Below are 13,997 nucleotides of genomic sequence, written 5' to 3'. Positions count from 1 at the left end.
ACCGCATCAGACATAACAACGCCACGCTTATATAATATTAAAAGCACGCCCAAATTACTGATTAGTAAAATTGGGGCGTGCTTTCATATTTAACGAGGTGTAACCTTTACCAATGTTGACAAATGATCCTTGTTTTCCTGACGGGTTCTTTTTTTATAGCCCAATTTATCGCATATATATTCGATTTTTTGAGCAAAAATGTCTACGCTCAATTTTGACATATAAAGATTACCGTCATCATCTCTAGAACTTGAATGCCATTGCTGTTCATCGTCTAAAGGATGTTCGGGGCGAAAATCGTAAATGTTAAATATTTTATGCTCAACTTGAGTTATCCATGCTGCGCCAACTTCCATCAATGCACCCCATGAACTTTTCGTATTATGACTTGTAACGAAAATAACATAAATCTTTTGCGTAGAATAACTATCAACAAAGAAATCTCGCAAATAGTCGTATATCCCACTTTTTCCTACGTCGCCTTCTGGGATGCGTGATACTTCATCATCACAGTTTGTATAAATTATATCTTCGGGCGGTACGTTGTTAAATACCAACATATTGTAAATAATATCCGCCAAATCCTTGTCTCGATATGTCTGACTAATTAGCAATTTCTTCTTTTGAGAATCAATAATGCTTTTAATCCCCATATCCGGACTGTTGGTGTTTATTTCATCAGAAAGTATTGCCTCTACTTCATCAGCTTGCTCTGTACTAATACCTAAACGAGAAGAAATTTTTTGAGCTGCTTTCTTAGCGGTGTTTTTTCTGAAAGTATCTACCGACTTTTTAAATGAAGCTTCGTTTTGACGTTGCTGTTCTAGCTTTTTTTCTTCTTTTTTCTTTTTGCCCAAAGACACAAACAAATCTCGCATTTTCAAGATATCAGGCAATAAAGTTTTTCTAACATAATCTAGTACCGCCTGATAGCGAGGATCATCCGTTTTATATCCTTGACGATTGCTTAGAGCCATATCGGGTAACTCCGTCAGTTCAAAAATATCAACATGAAGTTGACCTACGACATAGACTTCATTCAATTTATTTTGTCCAACAACAGGAAGTATATTAAATTCGCCCATTTTTTGGTTGGCATACAGAGAAATAAAATTATCAGGAAAATCCGTTAACTCTACTTTTCTGCCGCGAGTTGATGTATAAGTTCCTATCCATCCTTTGATTTCTACGTTATATGTATGTTCAACACCAGATTTGTCATCCATACTAATGGGCATTGTTGCTAAAGGTTTATTTTTGCGGAGTTCTGCTATTTCATTTCCATATGGCGTCTGGAAAAAATCATTAAGATATGTAAATTCATCCCCTAAAGTAATTAGAGTAGAGAGTTCTGAAATCATTTCCTTATCAAAGTTCTCAATGGTTTCCGCTTCCGTTCCCCGAATTAGGTGAATTTTAAACTTCTCATTTACTAACGGGAATATCTTAAGTAAATTGCGTTTAATTGCCTTTAATGTACTATGAAGTTTGTACTGCGGATTCTGCATAACGACAGAAGTACCGTTGCCAGATACTCTTTCGAAAGAAATTTGCTCGTCAGTGAGCGGCACAAGTAAATTATTGTCGTTTATATGGCGAGATAATACAAACCCTGATTTTTCTCCATTTGAAATCGTCTTTATAAGAACGTTCTCAGAAACCGATAGGGCAGCTAGTTTTCCTACGCCTTTACGCCCCATTTTCTTCCGTTTCATAGGGGTTAGAGATTCGGCATCGGTATTTCTAGAAACCGCGGCAACATTAAGGTATTTCTGGATATCGCCGTCAGCATATGACATTCCTTTGCCGTCATCTTCAACGGTAATATCATCCTTGTTAGCAATGATATATACATTGTGGGCATCTGCATCGTAAGCATTAGCAATTAATTCAGCTAGCACATAATAAATGTTTGTATACAGGCTTGGACCTAATAATTCCAAAATACGGGGATCAATATTAAGTTTGTATTCTTTCTCTTTCATTTGCAATCGTCGCTTTCTTTTGTCTCTTTTTAGGTAAACTTCTAATTATACTTTCTCCAATCACTTCGCCCAAACGAGGCGGAACAGCATTTCCTATATGGCGTGCTATTTTCCTTATCGGAACTTCAACATTGCTAGGCGAAAATTGATAATCAGGAGGAAAAGACTGTAAAATAGCGCCTTCCCGTAAAGTAATCGCCCTGTCCTGTTCTGGATGTCCAAAACGTCCGGTTCCATAACCGATAAATTGTGTGGTGATAGTAGGAGACAAATCATCCCACTTCATTCTACCATATACTGATGCATAAGTTTTTCCGCCTTCTTTTTTATGGCAGTTTAATACTAAACGTTCAGGCCAATCACGCCATGTACCGCCGGGAACGGAATGTTGTATTCGTTCCAAATTGATAGGAGAGAGTGCTGGCGAAATATGAAGCCTATCGTTTTCATTTGCCTCTCCAGCGGAAATTCTCGGTAAGCTACCAATAGCGTCTCTAACTGTCAGATGTTTTTGATGTGTTGCATCAATAAGTTTTATTTCTTTGCGACGCGACGCAAGCAAAATCAACCTTTTTCTCCGTTGCGGTACGCCATAATTTGCGACATTTACAACTTGATAATTTACAATATAATTCAAGCCTTCTAACGTGGAAACAAAATCTTTAAAAACTTTTTCTTTTTCTAATTCTGGCACATTCTCCATTGATACTATGTGGGGACGAGTTTCTTCCACCAACCGCCCAAATTGGTATAGTAATTTCCAGTCTTTATGTTTAGAACGGTTTTGCTTATCTTTTTGATGGCTTGAAAAAGGTTGACATGGCGCACATCCGACGAGTATTTTAACGTCAGCGCCTCGCAAAAGGGCGCGTATTTCTTTTCCTGTGACATCTTCAACGCTTTTATGAATAAATGTGCAGTTGTTGTTGTGAGTATAAGCGTATTCGCAAGAATCATCAATATCAATTCCTGCTACAACTGGAATTCCCGCTTTTTGCAAACCATAGGTAAGCCCGCCTACGCCGCAAAATAAATCAACAGCTTTAATTGTCATCGTTGTGTCCTTTCAGAAGAACGACTCAATATTGACTGAATTTTTTCGACTAATATAGTTTCGTTTCTCTTTTTTAATTCGCATTCCCAAATACGCAGAACTTTCCATCCGCGTGCCTCAAACATGGCAGTCACATCTTTATCGTGCTTCATATTACGCTCGCATTTCTTTTGCCAGTATTCCTTATTTTCTGCCGGGCGTGTATTTCGGCAATCATGACCATGCCAAAAGCAACCGTCTACGAATACTGCAACTTTTTCTTTTAGAAACACAAAATCGGGATGTCCTTTGACCGGATAATTGCGCTTCCATCCAGTAATACCATTCTGTTTAAATATGTCTATCAATCGCAGTTCTGTTGATTTGTTCTTTTTTGATTTAACTTTTCGCATGATTTCAGAGCGTTTTTCATTATTAAAAATATCCGCCATGATAAATCATCTCGCCTCAAACTCAATGCGAAGGCTCGGATCAGTTTCAGCCTCAAGAACAATTTCGTTATAACGACCAATAATATCTGAAAGCGTAGAATTTCTCTTGCTTTCATCAAAAAGGCTATGTTCATATACATTGGACGAAAGGAATTGCTGAATATCCCAAACCTCAACGCGCCCGGCAAGGCCCGCATCTTCCGCAAGATTTAATGCTGTATGTACACGCTCAAAAATTGTAATGATGACAGGATGGCATCCGCCGCGCAAGTTCGCCTTGCATTTTTCAATCAGCAAAGCGCCGGGCATTGTTGTACAATGGATAATCGTGTTGTTTATAACAAAATCGCCGCTTCGTTCAGTTGGCGCGTCCGCAACAGAAGCGCCATGAATCTCAAATGCATTTTCAGGCATAATAAGACATAATTTCGCGGCTACTAAGTGCTGCAAAACCGTTCCCAAATACTGCGTTCCCGGATTTTGTTTCTGACGTTTCTTAGCCTGTTCAAATAGTTCGTCTAAGTTTGCTCCAATAGTTTTGGAAGTATCGGCGGTCAAAACAAACGGCTGATTTCTGAAATATTCTCTAACTTGTTCCGCCCAAAATTCTTCCACGATTGAAAAATCAACAGTTTCTTCTTCGTTCCATGCGTTGAGAAAATCAACGTACTTTATCATTAACCCCATACTTCCGCGACTGGTGCGCCCGCCTTCTGCGGATAATTGTTGTGTAATGCCATGCTCTTTTAATATTTTTTTGAGATTACCGCCGCCAAGTCCAGCAACCTGTCCTTTACTGCTTGTTTGAAAATCGTCTGGATTTAAGGGAAAATCCTTGTTCTGAACAAGTCGAGTAAATTGAACTACTAGCGACAGCGGCCCTTTCGTATAGATATTATTTTCCTCTTGAAATGCTTTTAATCTTTCTTCTGTACTAATCATCGTATACGGCCTCCGCAAGTTTTGTTAGGAAATTTTCTCCTATGAATTGAGCTACCGGCATTGCGACAGCATCTCCCATCGCTTTATAACCATCGTTGTAGCTACCGGGGAGAATAAAACTATCCGGCGCTCCCATCAATCGAGCGGCTTCACGAACAGTCAATAGGCGAGCATGAATCTCATCATTTTTTTTCACAACTAAATACTGTTTGCTACTTCCGCCTTCTGGCGTTCGTAAACAACCGGCAATACCATCGAAGCGCAATTCTAGCTGCTGCTCTCCATGACGTGTTCGGCGATAGCCCGTAGCATAAACCGTGTCATGCTCATTTAGCTTGATCTGGTGCCGTTCTGGAACAAGCGGCAGGACAGTATCTTTATCAAATTTTGTTTCTTCTTCAATAATATCTTTTAATGTGCTGTGGCGGCGCGGAGGTTTCTCCGCTTGCCACCAAATCCATCCGGGTAAAGACCGACCCAAATCAGAGGCAGCTTTATTATGCAGCCAGCAAGGGGCATCTCCGGTCAGATACGCCGGGATTGCATATCCATGTTGCACAGCAATAACAAAAACCCTCGGTCTTGACTGCGGAACAAAATGGGAAGCGTTTAAAACGATAGCTCCACAGTCGTAACCACGCTCCACAAGTGCCATATGGAGAACCCGATAATTATCGCCGCCATTTGTGGAAAGCAAGCCGGTTACATTCTCTAAAGTCAATATTCGTGGCTTTTCTTCCATCTCATCCAACACACGTAGCCATTCCCACACCAATCCGCTTCTGGATGCGTGAATACCGCCTAAAGAACCAGCCAAAGACAAATCCTGGCATGGAAAACTGGCCCAAGATAAATGAGCAAAAGGCAAATCCCTACCATTCACATCTTTTATGTCGCCAAGTTCAAAATGTTCGCAACCAAAATTAGCTTCATATACAGCCGCTTTCTGTTCGCTAATATCGTTAGCCCAAATTGGTGCAAACATACCTTTTAAGCCGTAGGCGACTAAACCGCTTCCGGCAAAGAATTCATGCATTGTCCAAGGCGCGGAGGACAAGTCGATATTTTGTTTTTTATACAGAGTGCGTTGCAGCAAACTTTTTTCCTCCCGTCTTATTTGAAGTTCGTTTGGTATTGGTCGGTTTTTGAGCATTCTCAGGAATAATCCAAATGCGGCTCATACGCATAGCGCCAACAATTCTGTTCTCTTTACAAAGAATTTGAACTTGACGCGGCGTTACGCCCCATTTTTCAGCAGCTTCCTGAACTGTTATATACCCATTCACTTGCGGCACCTCGAACCTGTATTTTGGATTTTGAAAACTGATATAATTATATTCGTTTGAGCGAAATAAAGCAAGGGATTTCAAGAGGATTTCTCGGCCAATTCTACAATAATACTACTCTGCTGATACAACCAGTCCGTAAATTCTTTCGGGCTGGCTGTTCTTTCTTTTACAGCCCGTTTTCTCTGCAACGCTTCTTTCTTGAACGCTTCAAAAGCGGTCAGCATTTCTTCCAGCCGGTCAGCCGGGAAGCCCGCTGTCCTTTTTGCCTTGTTGATCTTGTTGCGCCAGTTCTGGCACTCGTTTTTGTAGAGCAAATCGTAGTTGTTTTCTCTTGCCCTCTCGTCAAACTCCCTCTTGTTTTGAAGTGCCTGCTTCTTTCTGCATTTGTCGTTGCACAGTTCGTACCGCTGGCTTTTTGCGAGGAAGATATGTCCACAGACTTTGCATTTTCGGAAGCACAACCCCCAATCATTCAGCCGGTTCAGATAGTAGGTTATCAGCGGATAGAACGTGGTATAGGCCGCGACACATTCTGTCGTACGCCGGTTGTCCGGATACCAAAGGTCAAGCCGTGTTTCCGCTGCCGGTACGGAGCCGAATATCCGGCTGGAAATATGGAACGGCTGCGGCCTACCGTTATCGCTGTCAAATTGAAGCGGGCTTCTCTGCTGAAAGGTCATGGTAAAGTGACTCATTTTATCCATGAAGCGGTCACAGGCTTCCGCACGTTTCGCCGGTTCCCTTGCCAGCAGATAGCCATTCCAGATACGGAACGCAGCATACATCCGCAGCGGATCGCCGGTATCAAACTTTGTTTTCAGAAATTCCCCTGCGGCCTGCTCTAAGGCTGGCTGCTTCCAGCGGTTTGAGTGCAGGGCATCCCTCAGCGGAGCCAGGCCAAAGCGGTTCCATTCCCCGTCAGGGTCATGTTCAAACTCTGCAAGGAACGTTCCAAGCGGGCGTGTTGTATCGCACAGCACATCCGCATCCATATCCCCCTGTAATCGAAAGCGCACCTGTAATTCTTCCCCAATTAAAATCCGCTCTTTCATTTTCTTCCTGTCCAGCGTCAGGACGAACAAAATCCGGTCATAACACGGCTCATGCCGCACAAATTCCATTTCCATTCTATTTTCCTACCTTTGCTTATGGTAATTTTATAATTCTGTTATATCAGTTACACTCATAGTATCGTAAAAGTATTGTTTCGTCAAGGAGAAGTCGCTATGATAATTGCACATGGTAATTTCGTTCCATGTAGTACCTTGGCAAGTAAATGACCGTCCAAAAGGGATATGACCGGCAGGAGAAGTGACGCATCCGGCGCACCAATGCAAGGAAACGCCGCAGGAATGGGGCAGGATAACGGCTTTTGGGTAGAACGGCAACAGGAAGCAAGAGAATTGATTTTAATATGGGAGGAACTAAATGAGCGATAACAAGAGATTAAAAAATTATGATGATCTTCCGCTGGTGCTGGACGTGGCGGACATCCGGCGCATTATGGGAATTTCCAGAGTGAGCGCCTATGAGCTGGTTCACACCCCCGGTTTTCCGGCGTTCAGAAGCGGCAGGCTGATTAAGGTCAGTAAAAAGGCGTTCTTTGACTGGATGGAAAAGGGTACGGAAACCGTACCGAAAGGCAACAAATGAGCGCATGGTATCTTTCCCTATCTGGAATACTGCCGCCCTTTTCAAAGGCGCATACAGAGGGGAAAAACCTTGAAAATGACACCGAAACGCTACACCAAAACCGTCTATCTGCGTATGTCGGATAGAAACGGGGAAAGGAGCCAATTACGCCGAGAATGAGCAAGAAGCGCCGGTTGGAGTGGTCTTTCTTCTTAAATGACCGCAGCCGTGTCACTTATAACGAGCTATGCCGCAGATGCCGCCGTGACTGCAAGCAGAGCTTCCGGGCAGTCGTGATCGAATGTCCGAAGTATCTTTCCAAGCGTTCCCGCAAAGGAGCGGAAAAAAAGAGGGAAAACGGAGCAGAGCCGGAAACGGCAGAAATCCCTTTGGAACAAAGGGCGCACTTCTATACATAGTCTGACGACCATGTATCGTGCGTCCTGCGGAGCCGCCCCCTGACCGCTGACAGCATCAGCAATCCGGGGGCCTGCGTCACTTCGTTCCGTACAAGGGGCTGCACCCCTTGCGCCGCTAAAGCGGCTATCCCTGCGCACCCGATGAAAAGATACACCCGCTTTGCGTCTGCATCTTTTCATCGGGTTTGATAGACGAATACCGACACCCTGACCGTTATCCATACGGTCATTTTTATTTCAGAGCAAAGGAGTGAGAACATGAGCAAATCTTTGGAAGAATTGCAGAGAGAGTACGAGGAAAACACCGTCAAACTGGAACAGGAAAAACGAAAGTTGCGCCGACTGGAAAACCGAAAATCCTATCTGGACAGCGGTTCCCGCAAACAGCGCAGCCATCGGCTGATTACCCGTGGGGCGGCGATTGAGAGCGTCATGCCGGAAGTGAAGATACTGACCGAGCAGGAATTTTATTCCCTGATGGAGCGCATTGCCGAATGGCAGCCGGTTCAGAACATGGTACGGCTTGCGGTTGAAAATCACAGCCAGCCGCAGGATGGTAACTGACGATGGCGCTTTATCATTTAACGGTCAGCCAGATCAGACGCAGCGCCGGACAGAGCGCCATTGCCGCCGCAGCTTACCGGGCCGGGGAGTGTCTTTACAGTGATTACTACGGCGAGTACAGTGACTACACCCGCAAGGGCGGCGTGATCTGTTCCGAAATTTTGTTGCCGCCCCATGCCCCGCTGGAATACCAGGACCGGGCGACCTTGTGGAATACGGTGGAACAAGTAGAGAAACACAAGAAAGCGCAGCTTGCTTACAGCTTTGATATTGCTTTGCAGAATGAACTTTCGATGGAAGAAAACATTGCGCTGGCGAGGGAGTTTGTGCAGCGCTGTCTGGTGGACAAAGGAATGGTTGCCGATTTTGCCGTCCATGCCCCGGACAAGGAGGACGGAGGCATCCCCAACCCGCACTTCCATGTGATGACGACCATGCGCCCCATCAATCCAGACGGCACATGGGGACAGAAGCAGCGCCGGGAATATGTGCTGGATGATGAGGGAAACCGGGTGCTGGATAGGAACGGCAAGCCCATGTTCAACGCCGTACCCACTACCGACTGGGGCAGCCCGGAAACGCTGGAAGAATGGCGGGAAGCATGGTGCCGGATGGTCAATGAAAAGTTTGCGAAAAAGGGGCTGGATGTTCGTATTGACCACCGCTCCTATGTGCGGCAGGGGATTGACTTGATCCCCACCGTCCATGAGGGGCCGACTGTCCGGCAGATGGAAGCAAAGGGCATCCGTACCGACAAGGGCGAACTGAACCGCTGGATTAAGGCGACTAACCGGCTGATGCTGGACATAAAAAAGAAAATTAAATCCCTGTTCGGCTGGATTTCAGAAGTCAAAGAGGAACTTTCCAAGCCTAAGACACCGAGCCTTGCCGACCTGCTGATCTCCTATTATCAGGACAGAAACGCCGGGGCATGGAGCCAGAAAGCTAAGGGCAAGAACCTGAAAGAATTTGCGGAAGCGGTCAACTACCTGATGGAAAACAAGCTGCTGACGCTGGAAGCGTTGGAATCCCGCCTGTCTGCTGTCAGCACAGAGTTTGACACATTGAGCGACACTATGAAAGCGAAGTCAGCCCGGATGAAAGAATTGCAGGAGTTGATACGGCAGGCCGAGAACTACAAGCGGCTGAAGCCGGTGTATGACGAGCTGAACGGTATCAAGTGGAAAAAACAGCGGGAGAAATTTGAAACCGCCCATGACGCTGATCTGCGGCTGTTTTATACGGCCCGCCGGATTTTGAAAGAGAAGCTGGACAGGAAGCCCATCACCCTGGCCGCATGGAAACAGGAATATGACCGGCTGCAAGCGGAGTATGCCAAGCTGTCCCCGCAGTATAAGCCGCTTCGGGAGGATTTAATGAAAATGCGCCGAGTACAGTACTGCGTTGACCGGGTATTGCAGCGGCGGCAGCCAGAACAGGAAGCGCCGAAAAAGAAACAGGATATAGAACTATGACATTTACGGGAGGAAGCATTTGAATGTGTTTGAAGCGGTGAAGCAGTCCGTCACTACCCGGCAGGCTGCTTCTTACTATGGAATACGGGTAGGGAGAAATGGCATGGCCTGCTGTCCATTTCACAATGACAGAACGCCCAGCATGAAAGTGGACAGCCGCTACTATTGCTTCGGCTGCGGCGCTTCCGGGGATGTGATCGACTTTGCCGCTTCCCTGCATGGTTTGGGAAAACGGGATGCGGCGGTCAGACTGGCAGAGGATTTTTCAATCCCCTATGACGGAGCCATCCGCACACCGGCAGCAAAGAGAACGCCGCCCAAGCCTACGCCGGAGCAGAGGTTACGGCAGGCGGAACAGCATTGCTTCAAAGTGCTATGTGACTATCTGCATCTATTGGAACGCTGGAAAATCGAATATGCTCCACAGCCACAGGATGCCGCCTGGCATCCTCTTTTCGTGGAAGCATTGCAAAAAAACAGCTATGTAGAATATCTGCTGGATATTTTGTTGTTTGGAGAAATGGAAGAAAAAGCGGCGCTGATTGCCGAACAGGGAAAGGAGGTGGTGCGGCTTGAGCAGCGAATTTCAGAACTTACCGCCAGCAGCGCAGGAGGCAGTTATGCGGACGATGGACGCAATGGAACCGGCGCAGACGCAGGAAGAAATCCGGGAAATGCTGGAGGGGACGCAGAAAGGCGGCGTGAAGAACAGCATCAAGAACTGTCTGACAGTGTTCCAGCGTGACCCGCTGCTGCGTGGAGCAGTCAGCTACAACATTCTTTCCGAAAGGGTGGATATTGTGAAGCCGCTGGGATGGGAACGGACCAGCGCCACTCTGACCGATATGGATATGAAATATTTGCTTTTGTATCTGGAAGAACACTACGGACTGACCAGCGAAAAGAAAGTAGAAAATGCAATCCAGATCGTAGCCAATGAAAACCGCTACCATCCTGTCAGGGATTATCTGAACAGTCTGCAATGGGACGGAACCGAGCGCATCCGCTATGCTCTGCATCACTTTCTGGGAGCAGACACGGACGAGTACACCTTTGAAGCCCTGAAACTGTTTATGATGGGAGCCATCCGGCGGGTATTTCAGCCGGGGAGCAAGTTTGAAGTCATGCTCTGTCTGGTAGGCGGTCAGGGAGCCGGAAAATCCACCTTTTTCCGACTGCTTGCAGTTAAGGACGAGTGGTTTTCAGACGATTTGAAAAAGCTGGACGATGAAAACGTGTATCGGAAGCTGCAAGGGCATTGGATTATGGAGATGTCGGAGATGATCGCCACCGCCAACGCCAGAAGTATTGAGGAAATCAAGTCGTTTCTAAGCCGCCAGAAAGAAACCTATAAAGTGCCGTATGAAACCCATCCGGCAGACCGGCTCCGTCAATGCGTGTTTGGAGGAACCACCAACCGGCAGGACTTTCTTCCCCGTGACCGCACCGGCAACCGGCGCTTTATTCCCGTGACCGTGTACCCGGAACGGGCGGAGGTTCACATACTGGACGATGAAGCGGCGGCGAGGACATATATCAGCCAAATGTGGGCGGAAGCCATGACAATCTACCGCAGCGGGAAGTATAAGCTGTCATTCAGCGCGGAAATGAACGCTTACCTGAAAGCCCACCAGCAGGGTTTTATGCAGGAGGACACGCAGGCCGGTATGATTTACGCCTATTTGGAGGACTACACCGGCGACAGGGTATGTTCCAAGCAGATTTATGAGGAAGCGCTGGGAAACTGCAATCCCCCGGCAGAGTGGGAAACACGGGCAATCTGCGAGATTATGAATACCGGCATTGCAAACGGCAGCATACAGGGCTGGACAGCCTACAAAAGCCCTAAGAGATATAAGAAGTACGGTTCACAAAAAGGCTGGGAGCGTGTCAACCAGCCCCCAGCAGACAAGGATGGTTTTCGGGAAATCACAGAGGAAGAAGCCCGGCAGATGGAGCTTCCATTCTGAAAAAGCCCCCGGTTGACAGTTTGGTTGACGTTTCAGTTGACAGGAAAAAGTCTGATATTTCAGGCACTTCTCCTCTTTGTCAACCATGTCAACCAAGAAATCAAAGAAAAAGTAAAATAGAATAATAGAGCGCCTGAGGATTGTTTTCAAAGTCTTTTGTGCCGGTTGACACGGTTTGGTTGACATTGGAGCAGTCTACGCCACACATAGCCTGACATTGCCTTGTCGGGCATATTTCATTTATGGAGGTAAATGCCTATGGTAAAAGCCAAGAGCGAAAATAACACCAACAACAGCGGCACTATGCTTACCGCTGCGGACGGCACCCAGTATTTTGTCATGGGGAAAATTCGTATCAAGGTATCGGAGCATTTTGCAGAGAACGGGAAGCCGCTGAACAGCCTGCTGGAAGATGTAATCCAGCACGCCGCCGCTGCTTCCTGAAAAAAGATAGATTTGTGACTGTCAATCATCCCACGCTTATGATATACTTGTACCAGCGAGTATTGTATAAGCGTGGGTTGTTTCTTTTTAAGGAGGATTTTTGATGAAACAACCATACAATACAACGGTTTATAACACCGCACTTTATTTGAGATTGAGCCGTGACGATGAGCTGCAAGGCGAAAGCGGCAGCATCCAGACACAGCGCATGATGCTTCGGCAGTACGCCGCCGAGCATGGATTGACCGTAGTAGACGAGTATATTGACGATGGATGGAGCGGCACGAACTTCGACAGGCCGAGCTTCCAGAGGATGATCGACGACATCGAGGACGGGAAAATCAACTGCGTTGTGACAAAGGACTTATCCCGCTTAGGCAGAAACTACATTCTGACCGGCCAATACACAGAAATCTACTTCCCAAGCAAAGGCGTCCGCTACATTGCGATCAACGACAATGTGGACACCCTCAACGGAGAAAGCGAGCTTGCCCCATTCCTGAATATCCTGAACGAGATGCACGCCCGCCAGACCAGCAAAAAGGTCAAGGCCGCCATGCGGACACGGTTTGCAAACGGCGCACACTACGGAGCCTACGCCCCGCTGGGTTATATCAAAGACCCGGATAAGACCGGGCATCTTCTGGTTGACACGGAAACAAGGTGGATTATCGAAAAGATCTTTGACCTTGCCGTTCATGGCAGAGGGGCGGCCAGCATCACACGGATTTTGGTGGAAGCAAAAGTACCCACCCCCGGATGGCTGAACTTCCAGAGGTACGGCACTTTCGCCAATATCTATGCCGGAGCGCCGGAGGAAAAAGCCTATGCGTGGACGATAGCGCAGGTCAAAAGCATCTTGAAAGAGGAAACCTACATCGGTCACAGCGTACACAATAAGCAGAGCAACATTTCATTCAAGAACAAGAAAAAGGTACGCAAGCCGAAAGAGGAATGGTATCGTGTGGAGAATACCCACGAAGCGATTATCTCCGAAGATGTGTTCCGACAGGTGCAGGAGCAGATTGCCAGCAGACGCAGACGGCAAAAGGACGGCACAACGCAGATTTTTTCAGGGCTGGTAAAGTGTGCGGACTGCGGCTGGTCGCTGGCATACGGCGAGAATAAGCAGAACAAAACCCCGTATGGCTACTATCATTGCAGCAAGAACGGACAGGGACTGCGCCAATGCTCCATGCACTACATCCGCTATGATGTGCTTTACGCCTATGTCCTCTCCCGCCTGCAATACTGGTCACAGCAGGCCCAGCAGGACGAGGACAAACTTCTGAAAAGGCTGCTCAACGCCAGCGATAAGGAACGCAGCTCTGCGAGGGAGAAACAGGCATCCGAACTGAAAAAAGCCGAGAAGCGAAAAGCAGAGGTTGACGGGCTGTTTGCCAAGATGTACGAGGACTGGGCTGCCGGACGCATTACAGAGTACAACTTCAATATGTTGTCCGAGAAGTATCAGGGCGAACAAAAGGAGCTGGACGAGAAAATCCAGCAGCTTCACGAAGCGATGGAAGCCGTTGCGCAGACCGCCGTTGACGCTGAAAAGTGGGTAGGGCTGATGAGGCAGTATGTCAACCCTACGGAGCTGACCGCCGAACTGCTGAATACGCTGATTGAAAAAATCTTTGTGCATGAAGCGGTTAAGGGCGAGGACGGCAGCCGGGAGCAGGAAGTAGAGATTTTCTATCGCTTTATAGGCAAAATCGACTGACACATCTTTTTTACCCAACAATATCTTTAACTAAGGGAAAATGGGATTTCGGTTCCGGATGCGGTG

At 46.8% G+C, this 13,997-nt stretch carries 15 protein-coding genes; 8 read left to right on the top strand and 7 right to left on the bottom strand.

Translation table 11 applies throughout. The annotated features are described in order from the left end of the window. Positions 1-89: 89 nt before the first annotated feature. Genes DWZ44_RS07075 through DWZ44_RS07045 form a run of 7 tightly spaced genes read right to left on the bottom strand, consistent with a single transcriptional unit; the run spans position 90 to position 6,828 of the window. Positions 90-1,985: an ATP-binding protein gene (locus DWZ44_RS07075; protein ID WP_009322374.1), complete on the bottom strand. Its 1,896-nt coding sequence runs from the start codon at positions 1,983-1,985 to the stop codon at positions 90-92. Further along, positions 1,960-3,039, bottom strand: coding sequence for a DNA cytosine methyltransferase (locus DWZ44_RS07070; protein WP_009322373.1), 1,080 nt, complete (start codon positions 3,037-3,039; stop codon positions 1,960-1,962). Before DWZ44_RS07070 ends, DWZ44_RS07075 begins: the two co-directional genes overlap by 26 nt. Beyond that, the gene (locus DWZ44_RS07065; protein ID WP_083833743.1) at positions 3,036-3,470 is read right to left on the bottom strand and encodes a very short patch repair endonuclease; all 435 of its coding nucleotides are present in this window, start codon (positions 3,468-3,470) and stop codon (positions 3,036-3,038) included. The genes DWZ44_RS07070 and DWZ44_RS07065 overlap by 4 nt, the downstream gene beginning before the upstream one ends. 6 nt (positions 3,471-3,476) lie before the next feature. After that, positions 3,477-4,412, bottom strand: coding sequence for a DUF4928 family protein (locus DWZ44_RS07060; RefSeq protein WP_009322372.1), 936 nt, complete (start codon positions 4,410-4,412; stop codon positions 3,477-3,479). Beyond that, positions 4,405-5,508, bottom strand: a complete 1,104-nt coding sequence (locus DWZ44_RS07055) for a DNA cytosine methyltransferase (RefSeq protein ID WP_009322371.1) — start codon at positions 5,506-5,508, stop codon at positions 4,405-4,407. The genes DWZ44_RS07060 and DWZ44_RS07055 overlap by 8 nt, the downstream gene beginning before the upstream one ends. Beyond that, entirely contained in the window at positions 5,486-5,782 is a 297-nt protein-coding gene (locus tag DWZ44_RS07050) for a helix-turn-helix domain-containing protein (protein ID WP_226840934.1), read from the bottom strand. The genes DWZ44_RS07055 and DWZ44_RS07050 overlap by 23 nt, the downstream gene beginning before the upstream one ends. Further along, positions 5,779-6,828, bottom strand: a complete 1,050-nt coding sequence (locus DWZ44_RS07045) for a hypothetical protein (RefSeq protein WP_117804499.1) — start codon at positions 6,826-6,828, stop codon at positions 5,779-5,781. Before DWZ44_RS07045 ends, DWZ44_RS07050 begins: the two co-directional genes overlap by 4 nt. Before the next feature lie 301 nt (positions 6,829-7,129). Between DWZ44_RS07045 and DWZ44_RS07040 the strand changes: the two genes are divergently transcribed. The 8 genes from DWZ44_RS07040 to DWZ44_RS07005 all read left to right on the top strand — a co-directional run bounded on the left by DWZ44_RS07040 (position 7,130) and on the right by DWZ44_RS07005 (position 13,931). Then, positions 7,130-7,354: a helix-turn-helix domain-containing protein gene (locus DWZ44_RS07040; protein ID WP_009322369.1), complete on the top strand. Its 225-nt coding sequence runs from the start codon at positions 7,130-7,132 to the stop codon at positions 7,352-7,354. 155 nt (positions 7,355-7,509) lie between these two features. Continuing rightward, positions 7,510-7,752, top strand: coding sequence for a hypothetical protein (locus DWZ44_RS07035; RefSeq protein WP_009322368.1), 243 nt, complete (start codon positions 7,510-7,512; stop codon positions 7,750-7,752). Positions 7,753-8,010: 258 nt separating this feature from the next. Beyond that, a complete protein-coding gene (locus DWZ44_RS07030; RefSeq protein ID WP_117804498.1) occupies positions 8,011-8,316 on the top strand; it encodes a DUF3847 domain-containing protein in 306 nt (101 codons plus the stop codon). Positions 8,317-8,318: 2 nt separating this feature from the next. Beyond that, positions 8,319-9,791, top strand: a complete 1,473-nt coding sequence (mobQ, locus tag DWZ44_RS07025) for a MobQ family relaxase (protein ID WP_117804497.1) — start codon at positions 8,319-8,321, stop codon at positions 9,789-9,791. Positions 9,792-9,810: 19 nt separating this feature from the next. After that, entirely contained in the window at positions 9,811-10,536 is a 726-nt protein-coding gene (locus tag DWZ44_RS07020; protein WP_117804496.1) for a CHC2 zinc finger domain-containing protein, read from the top strand. After that, positions 10,421-11,761, top strand: a complete 1,341-nt coding sequence (locus DWZ44_RS07015; protein ID WP_117804495.1) for a virulence-associated E family protein — start codon at positions 10,421-10,423, stop codon at positions 11,759-11,761. The genes DWZ44_RS07020 and DWZ44_RS07015 overlap by 116 nt, the downstream gene beginning before the upstream one ends. A gap of 258 nt (positions 11,762-12,019) precedes the next feature. Next, positions 12,020-12,205: a hypothetical protein gene (locus DWZ44_RS07010; protein ID WP_009322363.1), complete on the top strand. Its 186-nt coding sequence runs from the start codon at positions 12,020-12,022 to the stop codon at positions 12,203-12,205. A gap of 103 nt (positions 12,206-12,308) precedes the next feature. After that, a complete protein-coding gene (locus DWZ44_RS07005; protein WP_117804494.1) occupies positions 12,309-13,931 on the top strand; it encodes a recombinase family protein in 1,623 nt (540 codons plus the stop codon). Positions 13,932-13,997 lie beyond the last annotated feature (66 nt).

The organism is Blautia sp. AF32-4BH (genome assembly GCF_003460565.1).
GTDB lineage: Bacteria > Bacillota > Clostridia > Lachnospirales > Lachnospiraceae > Fusicatenibacter > Fusicatenibacter saccharivorans.
This window is presented reverse-complemented; position numbering and strand designations above follow the sequence as displayed.

Coding starts and splice junctions, on each gene's coding strand:
- DWZ44_RS07075 (WP_009322374.1), bottom strand. CDS start 1,985: ATGAAAGAGAAAGAATACAAACTTAATATTGATCCCCGTATTTTGGAA.
- DWZ44_RS07070 (WP_009322373.1), bottom strand. CDS start 3,039: ATGACAATTAAAGCTGTTGATTTATTTTGCGGCGTAGGCGGGCTTACC.
- DWZ44_RS07065 (WP_083833743.1), bottom strand. CDS start 3,470: ATGGCGGATATTTTTAATAATGAAAAACGCTCTGAAATCATGCGAAAA.
- DWZ44_RS07060 (WP_009322372.1), bottom strand. CDS start 4,412: ATGATTAGTACAGAAGAAAGATTAAAAGCATTTCAAGAGGAAAATAAT.
- DWZ44_RS07045 (WP_117804499.1), bottom strand. CDS start 6,828: ATGGAAATGGAATTTGTGCGGCATGAGCCGTGTTATGACCGGATTTTG.
- DWZ44_RS07040 (WP_009322369.1), top strand. CDS start 7,130: ATGAGCGATAACAAGAGATTAAAAAATTATGATGATCTTCCGCTGGTG.
- DWZ44_RS07035 (WP_009322368.1), top strand. CDS start 7,510: ATGAGCAAGAAGCGCCGGTTGGAGTGGTCTTTCTTCTTAAATGACCGC.
- DWZ44_RS07030 (WP_117804498.1), top strand. CDS start 8,011: ATGAGCAAATCTTTGGAAGAATTGCAGAGAGAGTACGAGGAAAACACC.
- mobQ (WP_117804497.1), top strand. CDS start 8,319: ATGGCGCTTTATCATTTAACGGTCAGCCAGATCAGACGCAGCGCCGGA.
- DWZ44_RS07015 (WP_117804495.1), top strand. CDS start 10,421: ATGGACGCAATGGAACCGGCGCAGACGCAGGAAGAAATCCGGGAAATG.
- DWZ44_RS07010 (WP_009322363.1), top strand. CDS start 12,020: ATGGTAAAAGCCAAGAGCGAAAATAACACCAACAACAGCGGCACTATG.
- DWZ44_RS07005 (WP_117804494.1), top strand. CDS start 12,309: ATGAAACAACCATACAATACAACGGTTTATAACACCGCACTTTATTTG.